The following is a 16160-nucleotide window of genomic DNA, read 5'->3' as shown; positions in this document are numbered from 1 at the left end:
CCCCCGCAAGGGGGCTAAACTGGTCTATAGAGGTTAAAGAACAGCGGTCTAGGGCCGGGCCACCTGCCCGGCTTAAGCCAGCATACGCACACCGACAGAAGGGAGCAGGATTCTGCCCACCCCCGTCCGCACCTGCATAGGCTGTCGTACCACCGCACCTCAAACCGACCTCATCAGAATTGCCCTCATCGGAACCCCACCCCAGCGTGCTGTCTTCGATGCGGCCAAAACCCTACCCGGCCGTGGAGCCTGGCTCCACCCCACAGAAGCCTGCCTGGCTAGTGCACTCAAAAAGAATGCCCTAGCCCGCGCCTTCAAAACCAGGGTAGAAGCCACCGAACTGGTGATCACAGCATAAGGCTGCGACCCGGTTCAATGCTCATCACCGAGCAGGCGAACCAACAAGTCAACGAGTTTGACGACTTAACTTGTAAGAAAGCGAGTCAGAAAACTGATGGAAAACCAATGAGTGCCGCGCAATGAGTGCTTACCTGTGCTCACCCACCGGCAAAAACCCAGCTTCCTTGAAGCTAACCCCTCATACAAACTGAAGGTTCGCCCCGTTCTGGTGCGAACCAGAACAGGAGAAAAGTGGCAAAGCCCCGCGTTCACGAGATCGCAAAAGAACTCGGAATCCCCTCAAAAGAAGCTGTCGCAAAGCTTCAGGAACTCGGCGAGTTCGTCAAGGGTGCATCCTCAACCCTCGAACCCCCGGTAGTAAAGAAACTCCGCGCCGCCTTCCCCCAGGCTGCAGCTGCAGAAGCACCTGCTGCCGAGGCTAAGCCGGCAACCCCCAAGCCTGCCAGCCCCCAGGCCGCAGCTCCCAAGCCCGCAGCCGTAAAGCCTGCTGCAAGCCCTAAGGCTACTCAGAAGACTGAAGAAGCAAGCCCCAAGCCCGTAGCCGCCCAGCCCGGCCCCGCCGCAGACAAGGCAGAGACCGCCAAGCCTGCTGGTCCCCGCCCCGGCAACAACCCCTTCTCAACCACCCAGGGCATGGCAGCGCCCAAGCCCGGTGCTCCCAAGCCTGCAGCGCCCAAGCCCGCAGCGGCTAAGCCCGGCGCTAAGCCCGGTCCCCGCCCCGGCAACAACCCCTTTGCCCCCTCCCAGGGCATGGGCAAGCGCTCCGAGCGCCCCGAACGCGGTGAAGGCGGCCGCTCAGGTGGCCCCCGTCCTGCAGGTGGCCGCAACGGTGGTCCCCGCCCCGCAGGCGCAGGTGCTGGCGGCCCCCGTCCTGCTGGTGGCCGTAACAACGCCCCCCGCCCCGCAGCCGGTGCCGGTGCAGCTGGTCCCCGTCCTGCCGGTGGCGCTCCCCGCCCCGCAGGTGGCGGCAACCGCCCCTCACCCAACATGATGCCCACCAAGATGAGCGGCAACGTCGGCGCCCCTGCCGGTAACGGTGGCGGCGGTCCCCGCCGTGGCGGCGCTGGTGGCCCCGGCGGCGGTAACGGTGGCGGCGGCTTCAACCGCGGCCCCGGTCGCGGTGGCCCCGGTGGCGGTCGCGGTAACGCCCAGGGCGCTTTCGGTCGCGGTGGCGGAAAGAAGAAGAAGGGCAAGACCAAGTCAGCCCTGCGCCGGGAAGAGCAGCTGCGGCAGCCGACCATCGGTGGCGTAGCCGTACCCCACGGCGACGGTACCACCGAGATCCGTATGCGCCGCGGTGCCTCCCTCATGGACTTCGCTGAAAAGATTGGCGCAAACGCCGCAGCCCTGGTCACCGTCCTGATTCACCTGGGCGAAATGGCAACCCAGACCCAGTCCCTCGATGAGGAAACCTTCGAACTGCTGGGCGCCGAACTGGGCTACGTCGTCAAGATCGTCTCCCCCGAGGACGAAGAGCGTGAACTGCTCGAATCCTTCGACATCAACCTCACCGCCGAAGCCGAAGCTGAAGACGACGAGGTTCTGGAAGTCCGCCCGCCTGTCGTCACCGTCATGGGTCACGTCGACCACGGTAAGACCCGCCTGCTGGACGCCATCCGCAACACCAACGTCATTGACGGTGAAGCTGGCGGTATTACCCAGCACATCGGTGCTTACCAGATCCACACCGAGGTTGAAGGCGAAGAACGCTACCTGACCTTCATTGACACCCCCGGTCACGAGGCCTTCACCGCCATGCGTGCCCGCGGTGCCAAGGTCACCGACATCGCCATCCTGGTCGTTGCCGCCGACGACGGCGTTATGCCCCAGACCGTTGAAGCGCTCAACCACGCCCAGGCCGCAGAAGTGCCGATCGTGGTCGCCGTCAACAAGATTGATAAGGAAGGCGCTAACCCCGATAAGATCCGTGGGCAGCTCACCGAGTACGGCCTGATTCCCGAAGAATATGGTGGCCAAACCATGTTCGTTGACGTTTCAGCCCGCCAGGGTAAGAACATCGACGAGCTGCTCGCAGCAGTCACCCTGACCGCCGACGGCGCCCTGGAACTGAAGGCTAACCCCAACAAGGAAGCCCGCGGCGTCGCCATCGAAGCTAACCTCGATAAGGGCCGCGGTGCCGTTGCAACCGTCCTGGTTCAGTCCGGCACCCTCCGCGTCGGTGACGCTATCGTCGCAGGTTCAGCTTACGGCCGCGTCCGCGCCATGTTCGACGAAAACGGCCACAATGTCGAAGAAGCCGGCCCCTCCCGCCCCGTCCAGGTGCTCGGCCTCAACACCGTGCCTCGTGCAGGTGACACCTTCCTCTCCACCGAAGAAGAGCGCACCGCCCGCCAGATCGCTGAAAAGCGTGAAGCAGCTGACCGCAACGCCCAGCTGGCCAAGCGTCGCAAGCGCGTCACCCTCGAATCCTTCGACGCTGCTGTTGCCGAAGGCAAGATGGACACCCTCAACCTCATCATCAAGGGTGACGTCTCCGGTGCTGTTGAAGCTCTGGAAGAGTCCCTCATGAAGATTGAAGCAGGTGGGGACGAGGTCCAGATTCGAGTCATCCACCGCGGTGTTGGTGCTATCACCCAGAACGACGTCAACCTGGCAACCGTCGATAACGCAATCATCATCGGCTTCAACGTCCGCCCCGCCGAGCGCGTCGCTGACTACGCCGACCGTGAGGGCGTAGAAATGAAGTTCTACTCCGTCATCTACCGCGCTATCGAAGAGGTCGAAGCTGCCGTCAAGGGTATGCTCAAGCCTGAATACGAAGAGGTTGAGCTCGGTACCGCCGAGATCCGCGAAGTCTTCCGCTCCTCCAAGTGGGGCAACATTGCAGGTTCTATCGTCAAGTCCGGCCTCATCAAGCGCAACTCCAAGGCCCGCCTGGTGCGCGACGGTGCAGTGGTGGCTGACAACCTCACCATCGAATCCCTGCGCCGCTTCAAGGACGACGCCACCGAGGTCCGCGAGGGCTACGAGTGTGGTATCGGCCTGGGCTCTTTCAATGACATCAAGGAAGGCGACGTCATTGAGACCTGGGAGATGCAGGAAAAGCCTCGCGTCTAGGTTCTAACCCCCTCACCCGCTAGGGGAAGGGTAAGGACGCACAGCACCCGACTGATCGAAGAAAGGTTGGCCGGGTGCCCCGGGGTGGGGCGGCTCAAGGAGCTGCCCCACCCCCTACTACACTTAACGAAGAGAAAGATTAGAAGGAGAACACCATGGCTGATCCGGCACGCGCCGCCCGCCTCGCCGACCGCATTAAGGTGATTGTTGCACAGGCCCTTGAACGCCGCATTAAGGACCCCCGCCTGGGCTTCATTACCGTCACCGATGCCCGCGTCACCAACGACCTGCAGCACGCCACCATCTACTACACCGTTTTTGGTTCTGAAGAAGAGCAGGCCTCCACCAAGGCTGCCCTGGAATCAGCTAAGGGGATCTTGCGGTCAGAGGTCGGTAAGAACATCACCGCCCGCCTGACCCCCACCCTCACCTTCGTCCCCGACGAGGTGCCTGTCAATGCAGCGCATATTGAAGATCTGCTCCGCAAGACCAAGGAACGTGACGCTGAGATTGCTGCTGCCCGTGAGGGTGCTGAGTACGCCGGTGGGGCAGACGCTTACAAGACCGCAGACACCGAGGAAGACGAAGCCTAAGCATGGCTAAAAAAGCACCCCTTGGCCCTTCTGGGCTCATTGTTGTCGATAAGCCTGCCGGGCTGACCAGCCACGACGTCGTGTCAAAAATGAGGTGGATTGCTGGTACCCGCAAGGTAGGGCACGCCGGCACCCTTGACCCCATGGCCACCGGGGTGCTCATTCTTGGGGTTAACAAGGCAACCCGCCTGCTGACCTATGTGGTGGGGGAGACCAAAACCTACACCGCCACGATCCGCCTGGGCGTCTCAACCCTCACCGACGACGCGGACGGCGAGGCTGTCGGCTTCGCTGCCCCCGGTACGGTCGCTTCTGTCACTGATGCCGCACTCGAGGCTGAGATTGCCAAGCTCACCGGCGATATCCAGCAGGTACCCTCAGCCGTTTCAGCTATTAAGGTTGATGGGGTGCGCTCCTACGCCCGCGTGCGAGCCGGTGAAGAAGTAGACCTTCATGCCCGGCCTGTTACCGTCCATTCCTTCACCGTCCATGAGAAGAGGACGGCCACCGCCTCCTACCCAATTGAGGGGGAAGAGGTGAGCGGCGATGTGCTTGATCTAGACGTCACTGTGGTCTGCTCGGCAGGAACCTACATTCGGGCCCTGGCCCGCGACCTGGGTGCTGCCCTGGGCATAGGCGGCCACCTCACAGCCCTGCGCCGCACCGCCATTGGCGACATCCGGGCAGAGGACGCCTACACCCTCGACGATCTCATTGCCGGGCGTGAAGCAGAAGAGCCTGCCCCGCTGCTGCCCATCGAGGAGGCAGCCCGCCGCTTGTTTGCCGTCCGCACCCTGACTGCGGCTGAAGCAACCGACCTAGCCAACGGCCGTCGTATCACCCCCACCCAGGGGCAGGGGGAGACAACCAAGCCTAAGGGCGGGTCTGTTGGCGGGCACGACAAACCCACCACCGACGGCCTCACCGCTGCATTCGCCCCCAACGGCACCCTCGTCGCTATCATTGAGAACACCCGATTCCGCCGCGAAAACGTCGCCGCCCCCGTGCTCGTCTTCGAATCAGGAACAACCTTCAAGGACTAACCCCATGATGATTGCCGGCCTCGACCTCTGGTTCTGGATCTGCACCGTCCTCGGTGTTGCCTCCTTCCTCATCTGTCTCACCCGCTTTCTGCGCGGGGCTGCCCCCGACGACTGGTCCCAGGGCTCCGTTATAGCCCTTGAAGCCTTCCTGATCATCTACCTGGTGGGCTCCATTATCATGCAGGTGCTCACGGACGGGCCCTCCGGCGACTGGCTCGAATACTACGGCTACCTGCTAACTGCCATGATTATTCCGGTCGGCACCTTCATCTGGTCCCTGGCCGAACGCACCCACTGGTCCACCCTGGTGCTGGGCCTGACCGGCCCGGTGCTGATCATCATGGTCCACCGGATGAACATGCTCTGGTACTACTATTAGGTCGATGCGCTGGAGCAGTACACGAATAAGCGCCCGCTCTGCGCTCAAGGCCAGAAACGCCAATAAGAGCAGCATCAACATTGCATGGGAGATGGAAGAAGACAATGGAGCAAACACAGAACAAAGCTGCCGCTACGAAAAATAGCGGCTTTGGCCGCCTCCTGGTTGTGATTTACGGGGTCTTTACCCTCTCGGCGGGGGCCCGGGCCCTCTACCAGGTCATCCGTAAGTTCGAGGAAGCACCGCTTTCCATTACCCTCTCTGCCCTCTCAGCCCTGATCTACCTGGTTGCTACCATCGCCCTGGCTAAGAAGGGGGAGGGGGCCTGGAAGCTTTCCCTGGCCGCCGTCGGTATCGAAATGGCCGGTGTCCTCCTGATCGGTGTCTACTCCTACCTGCAGCCCCAGCATTTTGAGCTGGCCTCGGTTTGGTCGCATTTTGGCTCCGGCTACGGGTACATTCCCCTGGTCCTGCCCATGGTGGGCCTGTGGTGGTTGAGTAAAACCCGCCCCCACCGCGTAGACTAGACACGAGCACCAATACCCCAAGGAGCACAGTGAAGCGCTATACCGATCTCACCCAGATCCCCGCCGACTTCGGGCCCACCGTCGTTACCATCGGTAACTTTGATGGGGTTCACGTTGGCCACCAAAAGGTGCTCACGACCCTGGTTGCCACCGCCCGCACCCACGGGCTCCGCTCAGTAGCTGTCTCTTTCGACCCCCACCCGGCGGCCGTCCACAACCCTGACGGGAAACACCTGGACATCATGAGCCAGGAAGCCCGCCAGGCTACCATGGCCCAGCTTGGGGTTGACTGCTACCTGCTACTGAACTACACCCTTGAATTTGCCGCCCAGAGTCCCGAAGAGTTCGTGCAGCGGACTTTTGTCGAGGGACTGAAGGCCCAGTACGTTGTCATTGGAGATGACGTCCGTTTCGGCAAGGACAACTCAGGGGACCTGACGACCATGCAGCAGCTGGGAGAAAAATACGGCTTCCAGGTGCTTGTGGTTGCCGACCTTTTAGCCGCAGACCAATCCCGATGCTCCTCAACCTCAATCCGTCAGCTGCTTGCTGAGGGGAAGGTCGGGGAGGCCGCTGAGATTTTGGGCCGCCCCCACTACATGAGAGGCGAAGTGGTGCACGGGGCAGCCAGGGGCCGGGAGCTGGGCTTCCCGACGGCCAATATGGCGGTTGATTCGGACGGTCTCGTCCCCGGGGACGGCGTCTACGCTGGCTGGTTGGTCGATGAGGCAGGCACCCGCCACCCGGTTGCTGTTTCCGTTGGTACCAACCCAACCTTTGAGGGCATCACCGTTCGGCAGGTGGAGGCCCATGTGGTGGGGCGCCCCCAGGAAAAGGTGGAAGACTTCAACCTCTACGGCCAGCAGGTCACCCTGGAGTTCGTGGAGTACCTGCGCGGTATGGTCGCCTACACCGGCGTCGAAGCCCTGATCGAGCAGATGCACGCCGATGTTGAGAAAGCAAAAACTATCCTTGGCATCAGCTAGTACCTAGATACAGAAGTTCCCGGAATAAGAACACTTATTCCGGGAACTTTTCTGTTGGTGCTAACGTAAGCGCCAGCCCAGCCTGTTTTCTGCTACATCTCTTCGTGGGTATTGGGGTCAAAGCCACGACCGACGCCTGCTTCAAGGGCATCAATCCGGGCCACCTGGGCCTCTGAGAGTTCCCAGTCGAAGATCGCCAGGTTTTCTTCCAAACGGCTCGTGGAGGAGGACTTGGGCAGGGGCACATAGTTCTTCTGCACCTGCCAGCGCAGGATGATCTGGGCGGGGGTCTTGCCCAGCTCCCGGGCCAGGGCTACCAGGGTTGCGTCCTTGAGCAGGGAGGTCTTCCGCCCCAGCGGGGACCAGCACTGGGTCAGGATAGCCTTGCTGAAGTTGTAGTCAACCCAGCTTGATTTTTGCGAGTAGGGGTGGAGCTCAATCTGGTTGATGGCCGGGGTAACCCCGGTTTCAGCAATCAAACGGTCGATGTGCTCAGGCAGGAAGTTGCTGACACCGATGGACTTCACCAAACCCTGCTCCTGCAGCTCCACCATGGCCTGCCAGGTTTCAAGGTAGAGGCCCTGGGAAGGGTTAGGCCAGTGAATCAGGTAGGCGTCCAGATAGTCCAGCCCCATGCGCTCCAGGGTGGCTTCGAGGGAAGGTCGCACCTTCTGGGCTCCGTGGTCGCGTCCGGGCAGTTTGGATTGAACAAAAATCTCATCGCGCTTCACGCCGGAGCGGAGAACGCCCTTGCCAACGCCCTTTTCGTTCTCGTAGTTGACGGCAGTATCCACCAGGCGGTAGCCACGATTAATGGCTTCGGCAACGGTAACCTCCGCCTCGACGTTCGAGAGGGGGTAGGTACCCAAACCCAGGGCTGGGATTGCGTTGCCGTCGCGTAGGGTGTGCTGGTGCATAAAGGTTCTCCTTGGGTGCGAGGATGGGGGCGGACGATGGGCTCGCCCGCTGAGCGAAAAGTGAGGTAGGGGTGGGGCTAGAGGGCCAAGAGGGCAGTGACCAGGGTGGCGCTTCGTTCGGCGACGATGGGGGCGTCCATGTGGAAGTCCTGGTCAGCTGCCGGGCCGCAGAGGTCTGAGATACCGCGGACGGCTATGAAAGGAAGCGCACGGCTGGCACAGATTTGGGCGAGGGCGGTGGTCTCCATGTCCGTGGAGATAGCCTGCGGGAAAATCTCGCGGGTATCCTTCACATTCTTGGCGGTCACAAAGGAACCACCGGCCAGCATCTGCCCCAGCAGGGGAGTACCTTCACCGGTATATGCTGCTGCAGCTGCCTGGGCTTTTTCCAGCAGAGCAGGCTCGGTTGCATAGGTGGCGGGCATGCCCGGCACCTGCCCAAACTCGTAGCCGAAAGCTGTGGCGTCCGCGTCCGTGTAGGTGTACTCAGTGCCTACCGCCAAATCCCCCACATTAACATCGGCGCGCAGGCCACCTGCGGTACCGGCAGAGACAATGACGCGCGGGGCGGGCACCAGCGACAGGGCAACTGTCAGGGCACTAGCGGCATTGACCAGGCCAATTTTCGAGCGCACCAGCAGAATGGTGATCTCATCAGAGGCAGTAGCCAGCACCCGCGGGTAGAACTCAGCCTCACCCAGGGCAAAGGCATCGCCCACCGCCCGGGTCCGCTCCAGGAAGGGGGCAGCCTCAACGTCCATAGCGACCTGGACGATAGCGGCATTCTCAAAGCCTGCAGGAAGAGTAAAAGCTGCCATCTATGCCATCACCTGAGCCCACTCGTCCTTGCGGGCCAAGAAGTCACGGACGGCCGCCTGGGCCTCCTCCAGGGAATGGTTGGCGCCCCAGCCGCACTGGACCTCATTGGCAGCAGGAACTTCAGTAGCGTCCAGCAGATCCTGCATAGTGACCGCCAAAATCTGCATGAAATCATCAGGCTCTACACCCAGGGTCAGGGCGTAGAAACCGGTCTGGCAGCCCATAGGGGAAAAATCAATCAGGGCGTCGGTGTGGTTGCGCATGTGGTGGGCGGTCATATGCTCAATGGAGTGAATGGCCTTCATGCCCAGATGGCCCTTATTGGGCTGGGTAAAACGGACGTCGTACTTCACCAGGACGTCCCCGCCCGGCAGGGTCTTGCGGTCAGCTACCCGCACATAGGGGGCGGCAACAGCGGTGTGGTCCAGGTCGAAGGACTCGACATTTGTCTTCTGCTTCTCAAAATTTTCAGGCTTTTGCATGGTTCCCATTCTCCCAGGCTCCAGGCACAAGCGCTACCTGCGGAGTAACCTAGAGTTATCTGTACCCAAGACAAAGGTGTTGACATGAATGTACTCATCCCAACCGCTGCTGCCTCAGCCGGCCTCATGGGCGGTTACAAGGTTGCCCGCGTTACTAACGTCCGTGCCCTCGGCGGTGTAGCCCTAGCCGCCGGCGGTGCCGCCGCCTTTGCCGGTTGGCAGAAGAACGCCGGAACCGGCACCGCCGCTGCCCTGACCGCCGTCTACCTGGGGGCCTTCGGTTACTCCCACGCCCTGCACAAGAAAATTGGCCCCTGGCCCGCCGTCTGCGCTGTCACCGGCGCTACCGCGCTCGCCTCCTTGGCCTTTGGCCGCGCCAAGAAGTAACCCATAGGTAAGGGGCCGGTGAAGGGAGCCCCTCCAGCTAGGGGCAGAAGGCGGGGTGAGCAAACTACCACCGCCCTGCCTCTTCCGCCTCTAGCGGGGTCTGCGGTAGAGTTGAGACTGTATGTGACTGCAGTCCGTGGCAGTTACCTGCAGCGGCCAAGCCGCCCACCGGCGTCCTTGGCCCTCAACCCGGCAGCAAAAATGTTGACCGGGCCGCACACGGCACTAACTCTAGGAGTTAAACCATGGCTCTTGATCCCAAGATCAAGCAGGAAATCATGAAGGAATACGCAACCCACGAAGGTGACACCGGTTCACCCGAGGTTCAGGTTGCAGTTCTGACTCGTCGTATCACCGACCTGACCGAACACCTCAAGTCCCACAAGCACGACCACCACTCACGTCGTGGTCTGATGATCCTCGTTGGTCGCCGTCGCAACCTGCTCGGCTACCTCAAGAGCGTCGACATCGAGCGTTACCGCGCCCTCATCGAGCGTCTCGGTATCCGCCGATAACACCAGGTTTGTGAGCGTGAGGGCGTAACCCGTCCCGTCCGCACCTTTCCCCGCCCGGGGCAAAGACGGACGGGGTCAGGGAGACGCCCTCACCCACACCCGGCACCCCCCCATATAGAACAAGTCGCCGCGGACTTTGACGGTCCTCGGTAGCGGTTTACAGAAGCAAGCCCCTTACGGCGGTGTCTGTGGGCCTCAATCGAAGACCGAAGTCGCGGCGCAGAACACAGAAATGGAGGAACCTTGGAAGGTCCCGAAATTCAGTTTGCAGAAGCAATCATCGACAACGGCAAGTTCGGCAAGCGCGTAGTCCGCTTTGAAACCGGCCGCCTCGCCCAGCAGGCTGCAGGTAGCGCCCTCGTCACTATCGACGACGAAACCACCCTGCTCTCAGCTACCGCCATTGGCAAGTCCCCCCGCGACGGCTTTGACTTCTTCCCCCTGACCGTAGACGTTGAAGAGCGCATGTATGCAGCCGGTAAGATTCCCGGCTCCTTCTTCCGCCGTGAAGGCCGCCCCTCAACCGAAGCAATCCTGGCTGCGCGTCTGATCGACCGCCCCCTGCGTCCTGCCTTCAAGAAGGGTATCCGCAACGAGGTGCAGGTCGTCGTCACCGTCCTGACCATCGAGCCCGACGAAATCTACAACACCGTCGCCATCAACGCAGCCTCCTGCTCCACCACCCTCTCCGGCGCCCCCTTCGCTGGCCCCGTCGGCGGTGTCCGTGTTGCCCTGATCGACGGCCAGTGGGTAGCTTTCCCCAAGTTCTCCCAGCTGGAGAACGCCGTCTTCGACATGGCTGTTGCCGGCCGTATCGTCACCAAGGCTGACGGTAGCGAAGACGTAGCTATCATGATGGTTGAGGCAGAGGCCACCGATAACTCCTGGAAGCTCATCAAGGAAGACGGCGCCACCGCCCCCACCGAAGAAATCGTCGCTGAGGGCCTGGAAGCAGCTAAGCCCTTCATCGCTGCCCTCTGCAAGGCCCAGGCTGACCTGGCCGCCCGCGCTGGCAAGCCCGCCCTGGACCTGCCCATCTTCGGCGAACGTGCCGCAGAAATCGACGACGCAGTCAAGGCCTTCGAGCCCAAGATCGTCGAGGTCTACTCCATCGCCGGTAAGCAGGACCGCGAGGACGCCTCAGCTGCCCTGCAGCAGGAAATCGTTGAAGCCCTGGCCGCTGAAGGCAAGGAATTCGAGGGCCGCGAGGACGAAGTCAACGCAGCCTTCAACGCCCTGACCAAGCACGTTGTCCGCCAGCGTATCCTCACCGAGCAGGTCCGTATCGACGGCCGCGGCCTGACCGACATCCGCCAGCTCACCGCTGAGGTTGAGGTCCTGCCCCGCGTCCACGGCTCCGCTATCTTCGAGCGTGGCGAAACCCAGATCATGGGCGTCACCACCCTCAACATGCTCAAGATGGAACAGCAGCTTGACTCCCTCTACCCGGTCAAGTCCAAGCGATACATCCACCACTACAACTTCCCGCCCTACTCCACCGGTGAAACCGGCCGCGTAGGCTCACCCAAGCGTCGTGAAATCGGCCACGGTGCCCTTGCTGAGCGTGCGATCACCCCGATCCTGCCCTCCCGCGAGGAATTCCCCTACGCAATCCGCCAGGTCTCAGAGGCCCTGGGCTCCAACGGTTCAACCTCCATGGGTTCCGTTTGTGCCTCAACCCTCTCCCTGCTGAACGCCGGTGTGCCCCTGCGCGCCCCCGTCGCCGGTATCGCCATGGGCCTTGTTTCCGACGAGGTCAACGGCGAAACCCGCTACGCAGCCCTGACCGACATTCTCGGTGCTGAGGACGCCCTGGGCGATATGGACTTTAAGGTCGCAGGTACCTCCGAGTTCGTCACCGCTATCCAGCTGGACACCAAGCTCGACGGTATCCCCGCCTCTGTCCTGGCCGGCGCCCTGACCCAGGCCCGTGAAGCCCGCCTGCACATCCTTGAGGTCATCAATGCCGCCATTGACGCCCCCGATGAGATGAGCGACTACGCACCCCGCGTGATCTCCGTCCAGGTACCCGTTGCCAAGATCGGTGAGGTTATCGGCCCCAAGGGCAAGATGATCAACCAGATCCAGGAAGACACCGGCACCGACATCTCCATCGAGGACGACGGCACCGTCTACATCGGCGCTACTGACGGCCCCTCCGCAGAGGCAGCCCGCGCAGCCATCAACGCGATTGCTAACCCGCAGGTTCCCGAGGTCGGCGAGCGCTACCTGGGTACCGTTGTGAAGACCACCACCTTCGGTGCCTTCGTCTCCCTGACCCCCGGCAAGGACGGCCTGCTGCATATCTCCGAGCTGCGCAAGCTCAACGGCGGCAAGCGCGTCGATGACGTTGAGGACGTCGTCGGTGTTGGCCAGAAGGTCCAGGTCGAGATTTCCAAGATCGACGACCGCGGCAAGCTCTCCCTGGTTCCCGTCGTCGCTGAAGGCGAAGCTGGCGACGAGGACGGCGCAGACGAAGAGTAAGCTCTGCCCGGCTAGATGCTAGCCTTTCTCAGTGAGGGGGCAGACACCACACCGTGTCTGCCCCCTTCTGTTTTTCTGTAGTTATTGTTAGTTTTTGTGAAAGGCCCCTATGCCTGTTCTGCTCCCGATTGAACTTGATGAGCTCACCGATGAGCTTGAGTACCGTACTGGCCGCCTGATTTATGCCGGTGGGGGAGGTAACGAGGTTCGCCGGTCGGTGTTGCCCGGTGGCGTGCGCGTGATTACTGAGCGGATGCCCTCGCAACGGTCTGTGTCTTTGGGCTTCTGGGTGGGGGTTGGCTCCCGGGATGAGCAGCCCGGAATGCTGGGCTCTACCCACTTTTTGGAGCACCTGCTTTTCAAGGGGACCGAATCCCGCTCTGCCTTGGATATTGCGAATTCATTTGACCGGGTGGGCGGCGAGTCCAATGCCCTGACAGCGAAGGAGCATACCTGCTACTACGCCCGGGTGCTGGATGATGACACCGCAATGGCGATTGATGTGATCGCCGATATGGTGACCGGTGCTGTGCTTGACCCCGACCTGCTGGAGCAGGAGCGCGGGGTAATCTTGGAAGAACTGGCCATGGATCAGGACGACCCCACTGACGTTGCCTTTGAGTCCTTTATTGAGCAACTGATGGGGGCTAATCCTCTGGGCCGGCCTATTGGGGGCACCCCGCAGGAGATTACGGAGGTGGCCCGCGATAAGGTGTGGGAGCACTACAAGCAGTTTTATACCCCTGACCGTTTGGTGATTTCGGCGGCGGGCAGTTTGAATCATGCTGAGATCGTGAACCTGGTGCTTGAATCACTGGCCAACCGGGGCTGGGACCTCACCGAGGGCGTCGCCCCGGCGGCCCGTCGCGTCCGATCGGCAAGTGAGATCGTGCCCGGCGCCCGCGAAAAGACCCTGGAGAAGGGCTTTGAACAGACCAACATTGTGATGGGCTGCCCGGGTCTGATTGCTGGGGATGACCGCCGCTATGCCATGAGTGTTCTTAATTCTGCTTTGGGTGGGGGCATGTCGTCCCGGCTCTTCCAGGAGATTCGGGAGAAGCGGGGCCTGGCTTATTCGACCTTTAGCTTCACCGGTTCTTATTCTGATGCTGGCTACTTTGGTATGTACGCGGGTTGCCTTCCGGCTAAGGCTGAGCAGGTGCAGGAGCTGATGCGCTCTACCTTTGCTGAGTTAGCTGAGAAGGGCCTGACCCAGGAGGAGCTGGAGAAGGTCGTTGGCCAGCTGGGTGGCTCAACGGTGCTGGGCAGTGAGGACGCTGGCTCCCGCATGAGCCGCCTGGGCCGGGCTGAGCTGGATTCGGGTAAGTTCTTGTCGATTGATGAGCTGCTTGAGGGGGTCCGCTCGGTGACCCTGGAGCAGGTCAATGAGTTGGCCCGTTACCTGGCAGACCAGGAGTGGGTCACAACCATCGTTAAGTAGGTGAAAGGACGGACCGGCCCCCGCCGCGTCCGTCCTTTTTCTTTACCCTCTCAGGACTTTGGACCGTGCTGGGCTCGTGGCAGGCGGGTTTGGACCGTGCTGGGGTCAGAGCAGGCGGGTTTGGGCCGTACCGGGTTCAGGCTAGCTGGGTTTGGACCATGATGGCCCCGCCTTGCCTAGCTTTGGACCGTGACGGGTTCAGGCTAGCTGGGTTTGGACCATGACGGCCCCGCCTTGCCTAGCTTTGGACCGTGCCGGGGTCAGAGCAGGCGGCTTTGGACCGTGACGGGTTCAGGCTAGCTGGGTTTGGACCGTGACGGGTTCAGGCTAGCTGGGTTTGGACCATGACGGCCCCGCTTTGTCTAGCTTTGGACCGTCCTGGGCTCAAAATACCCTGGTTTTAGGCGAAAAAATGATTTTGATATGGTCCAAAGTAAAACTGAATGAGTTTGAAACGGTCCAAAGCCTTCCGGCTGCAGGGGGGGCAACACCACTGCGAAATAGGGCTGACATATTTGGAAATGGCTACACCAATTTTGAAACTTGAAATCCTGTGACTAGGTGAAAGTCGATAAACCTTTTTCCACAGCGAACCTGTGCTCTACCGTCCTGAAGCTGTTCTGGGCATACTCACCCCATGGACATCACCCAAACCCTCTCAATCGTTCGAACAGCCGCAGAGCTCCAAGCAACCGGCCCGAGCAAGTCAACAATCACCCGGAAAGCACAACGGGGAGAGCTGACCACGCTACGTCGCGGGGTCTACTGCCCAACAGAAATATACGCACAATTACCCTTCTACGACAGGTACCCGTGTGAAATAGTGGCCTACCATAAGCAAAACCCACATGCGATCTTTTGCCACCGAAGTGCAGCGTGGCTACACGGTCTAAGTATCTTAGAACCATTGGCGCCCGTGGACGTACTTGTACACCCAACCACTAGAGGCCGGCCAGCCAACGTCACCAAGCACTACACCACACGTCCAGCCACCCACACAGTGCAGTTCCCCGGCGGGATAAATGCGACTGGAATTCTCCAAACCCTCGATGATTGCGCACGATACCTGCCACGCGATGAAAGCGTATGCATTATCAACTCTGCACTGAACCGCGGGCTAACTAGCCCCGAAGTAGTGCAGGAAAGGCTAAACAAATTGAAGGGTAGAGGGGCAGGACGGGCCCGCTCCATAACCTCTTACCTCAGCAAAGATTGCGAAAGCCCTGGAGAAAGCTTGCTCCTGTTTGCGATTTTAGAATCCGATTTGCCAAAACCGTCGCAACAGGTGGAGCTAACGGTAGATGGAAATATTTATAGGCCAGACTTCTCGTACGAGCGTGAGCGAATCATTATTGAGTTCGATGGGGTGAAGAAATATTCTGAGTACGGACCTGCCCAGCAAGTTGTTGTAGCAGAAAGAAGCCGAGAAAAACTGATTCAGAATCAGGGTTGGATCGTGCTTCGTTTTAACTGGCATCAGGTAAGAAAACAGCCGGCCGAAGTTATGCGTACTATCGCAACCACTCTTTCTCGCCAGAGACAGATGCTGGGGATTTAGCGGAGTTTTGCCTTGTCTGTGGTGCAAGGGCATTGAAATATAGACCGGGTTGAGCTTACCTGGATGTACTTTGGACCGTTCTGAAATCATTTTGCTCTGATTTTGAGATGCAAATTGGGTTCGGGACGGTCCAAAGTCATGTTGAGTGGTTTGAGGTTGGTCCAAACGGACGTAGTGCCAGCGCCTTCATCCGTTTGGACCGTAAACGGGTCGTTGGTATTGACTTTGGACCTGATTTTGCTCATTTCCTTGTGGTTCTAGGGGCGTTTTTGAGCTGGAGACGGTCCAAAGGTGGACGGGGTGAGCTGGGGATGGTCCAAAAGTGGTTGAGGTGAGCTGGAGACGGTCCAAAGGTGGACGGGGTGAGCTGGGGGGCGGTCCAAAGGTGGGTGGGGTCAGGCGGTGAGCAACGGGGGCCTATCCGGTGCCTCCCACCTCTTTTGCCCTATCTAGGCTAGTTCTCGTCCAGGGACTTACCTGGGCTAGTTCTCATCCCTGGCCGTTGCCCGGGAGCACCGATCGAACCTGTTCCTGACGAGCAGCCCTACCTCACCTGATGAGTCACGAAATCTCCCAGGCAATTCCTCGAGC

The 16160-nt window shown here is 60.6% G+C and carries 15 protein-coding genes; 12 read left to right on the top strand and 3 right to left on the bottom strand.

All coding sequences use genetic code 11. The features are described 5' to 3' along the window. Positions 1 to 82 precede the first annotated feature (82 nt). From ACMXX3_RS03930 to ACMXX3_RS03900, 7 genes are all read left to right on the top strand, one after another. Positions 83 to 358, top strand: coding sequence for a YlxR family protein (locus tag ACMXX3_RS03930; RefSeq protein ID WP_421083584.1), 276 nt, complete (start codon positions 83 to 85; stop codon positions 356 to 358). A 233-nt stretch (positions 359 to 591) separates the two neighbouring features. Further along, positions 592 to 3438, top strand: coding sequence for a translation initiation factor IF-2 (gene infB / locus ACMXX3_RS03925; RefSeq protein ID WP_421083459.1), 2847 nt, complete (start codon positions 592 to 594; stop codon positions 3436 to 3438). Positions 3439 to 3593: 155 nt separating this feature from the next. After that, positions 3594 to 4031 (top strand): 30S ribosome-binding factor RbfA, encoded by a 438-nt coding sequence (gene rbfA, locus ACMXX3_RS03920; protein ID WP_421083458.1) that lies wholly within the window; start codon positions 3594 to 3596, stop codon positions 4029 to 4031. 2 nt (positions 4032 to 4033) lie between these two features. Then, entirely contained in the window at positions 4034 to 5074 is a 1041-nt protein-coding gene (truB, locus tag ACMXX3_RS03915) for a tRNA pseudouridine(55) synthase TruB (protein ID WP_421083457.1), read from the top strand. Positions 5075 to 5078: 4 nt separating this feature from the next. Then, on the top strand, positions 5079 to 5453 hold the full coding sequence (locus ACMXX3_RS03910; RefSeq protein WP_421083456.1) for a hypothetical protein: 375 nt from the start codon (positions 5079 to 5081) through the stop codon (positions 5451 to 5453). A gap of 104 nt (positions 5454 to 5557) precedes the next feature. Next, positions 5558 to 5980 (top strand): hypothetical protein, encoded by a 423-nt coding sequence (locus ACMXX3_RS03905; protein WP_421083455.1) that lies wholly within the window; start codon positions 5558 to 5560, stop codon positions 5978 to 5980. A 29-nt stretch (positions 5981 to 6009) separates the two neighbouring features. Then, a complete protein-coding gene (locus tag ACMXX3_RS03900; RefSeq protein ID WP_421083454.1) occupies positions 6010 to 6966 on the top strand; it encodes a bifunctional riboflavin kinase/FAD synthetase in 957 nt (318 codons plus the stop codon). Between the two features lie 92 nt (positions 6967 to 7058). On the opposite strand, the gene ACMXX3_RS03895 is transcribed toward ACMXX3_RS03900, so the two are convergent. From ACMXX3_RS03895 to ACMXX3_RS03885, 3 genes are all read right to left on the bottom strand, one after another. Continuing rightward, positions 7059 to 7883 carry an aldo/keto reductase gene (locus ACMXX3_RS03895; RefSeq protein ID WP_421083453.1) on the bottom strand — a complete coding sequence of 275 codons (825 nt, stop codon included), beginning with the start codon at positions 7881 to 7883 and terminating at the stop codon, positions 7059 to 7061. A 77-nt stretch (positions 7884 to 7960) separates the two neighbouring features. Beyond that, complete coding sequence (gene mtnN / locus ACMXX3_RS03890; RefSeq protein ID WP_421083452.1) at positions 7961 to 8701, bottom strand: 5'-methylthioadenosine/S-adenosylhomocysteine nucleosidase; 741 nt, start codon at positions 8699 to 8701, stop codon at positions 7961 to 7963. After that, entirely contained in the window at positions 8702 to 9184 is a 483-nt protein-coding gene (locus tag ACMXX3_RS03885) for an S-ribosylhomocysteine lyase (RefSeq protein ID WP_421083451.1), read from the bottom strand. 84 nt (positions 9185 to 9268) lie between these two features. Here ACMXX3_RS03885 and ACMXX3_RS03880 point away from each other — a divergent pair, with 84 nt between their 5' ends. The 5 genes from ACMXX3_RS03880 to ACMXX3_RS03860 all read left to right on the top strand — a co-directional run bounded on the left by ACMXX3_RS03880 (position 9269) and on the right by ACMXX3_RS03860 (position 15569). Beyond that, entirely contained in the window at positions 9269 to 9571 is a 303-nt protein-coding gene (locus ACMXX3_RS03880; protein ID WP_421083450.1) for a hypothetical protein, read from the top strand. 245 nt (positions 9572 to 9816) lie between these two features. Further along, positions 9817 to 10086: a 30S ribosomal protein S15 gene (gene rpsO / locus ACMXX3_RS03875; RefSeq protein WP_421083449.1), complete on the top strand. Its 270-nt coding sequence runs from the start codon at positions 9817 to 9819 to the stop codon at positions 10084 to 10086. A gap of 243 nt (positions 10087 to 10329) precedes the next feature. After that, on the top strand, positions 10330 to 12570 hold the full coding sequence (locus ACMXX3_RS03870) for a polyribonucleotide nucleotidyltransferase (protein ID WP_421083448.1): 2241 nt from the start codon (positions 10330 to 10332) through the stop codon (positions 12568 to 12570). A 109-nt stretch (positions 12571 to 12679) separates the two neighbouring features. Then, the gene (locus ACMXX3_RS03865; protein ID WP_421083447.1) at positions 12680 to 14011 is read left to right on the top strand and encodes a M16 family metallopeptidase; all 1332 of its coding nucleotides are present in this window, start codon (positions 12680 to 12682) and stop codon (positions 14009 to 14011) included. A gap of 1135 nt (positions 14012 to 15146) precedes the next feature. Next, positions 15147 to 15569 carry an endonuclease domain-containing protein gene (locus tag ACMXX3_RS03860; protein WP_421083446.1) on the top strand — a complete coding sequence of 141 codons (423 nt, stop codon included), beginning with the start codon at positions 15147 to 15149 and terminating at the stop codon, positions 15567 to 15569. Positions 15570 to 16160 lie beyond the last annotated feature (591 nt).

Source organism: Rothia nasimurium, assembly GCF_049068285.1.
In the GTDB taxonomy this organism is placed as follows: Bacteria; Actinomycetota; Actinomycetes; order Actinomycetales; family Micrococcaceae; genus Rothia; species Rothia nasimurium_I.
The sequence above is the reverse complement of the archived record's forward strand: the minus strand, read 5'-3'. Positions and strand labels throughout refer to the sequence as shown.

Excerpts from the sequence above, each read along its gene's own strand:
- rbfA (WP_421083458.1), top strand. The coding sequence starts at position 3,594 with ATGGCTGATCCGGCACGCGCCGCCCGCCTCGCCGACCGCATTAAGGTG.
- truB (WP_421083457.1), top strand. The coding sequence starts at position 4,034 with ATGGCTAAAAAAGCACCCCTTGGCCCTTCTGGGCTCATTGTTGTCGAT.
- ACMXX3_RS03910 (WP_421083456.1), top strand. The coding sequence starts at position 5,079 with ATGATGATTGCCGGCCTCGACCTCTGGTTCTGGATCTGCACCGTCCTC.
- ACMXX3_RS03905 (WP_421083455.1), top strand. The coding sequence starts at position 5,558 with ATGGAGCAAACACAGAACAAAGCTGCCGCTACGAAAAATAGCGGCTTT.
- ACMXX3_RS03895 (WP_421083453.1), bottom strand. The coding sequence starts at position 7,883 with ATGCACCAGCACACCCTACGCGACGGCAACGCAATCCCAGCCCTGGGT.
- mtnN (WP_421083452.1), bottom strand. The coding sequence starts at position 8,701 with ATGGCAGCTTTTACTCTTCCTGCAGGCTTTGAGAATGCCGCTATCGTC.
- ACMXX3_RS03885 (WP_421083451.1), bottom strand. The coding sequence starts at position 9,184 with ATGCAAAAGCCTGAAAATTTTGAGAAGCAGAAGACAAATGTCGAGTCC.
- ACMXX3_RS03880 (WP_421083450.1), top strand. The coding sequence starts at position 9,269 with ATGAATGTACTCATCCCAACCGCTGCTGCCTCAGCCGGCCTCATGGGC.
- rpsO (WP_421083449.1), top strand. The coding sequence starts at position 9,817 with ATGGCTCTTGATCCCAAGATCAAGCAGGAAATCATGAAGGAATACGCA.
- ACMXX3_RS03865 (WP_421083447.1), top strand. The coding sequence starts at position 12,680 with ATGCCTGTTCTGCTCCCGATTGAACTTGATGAGCTCACCGATGAGCTT.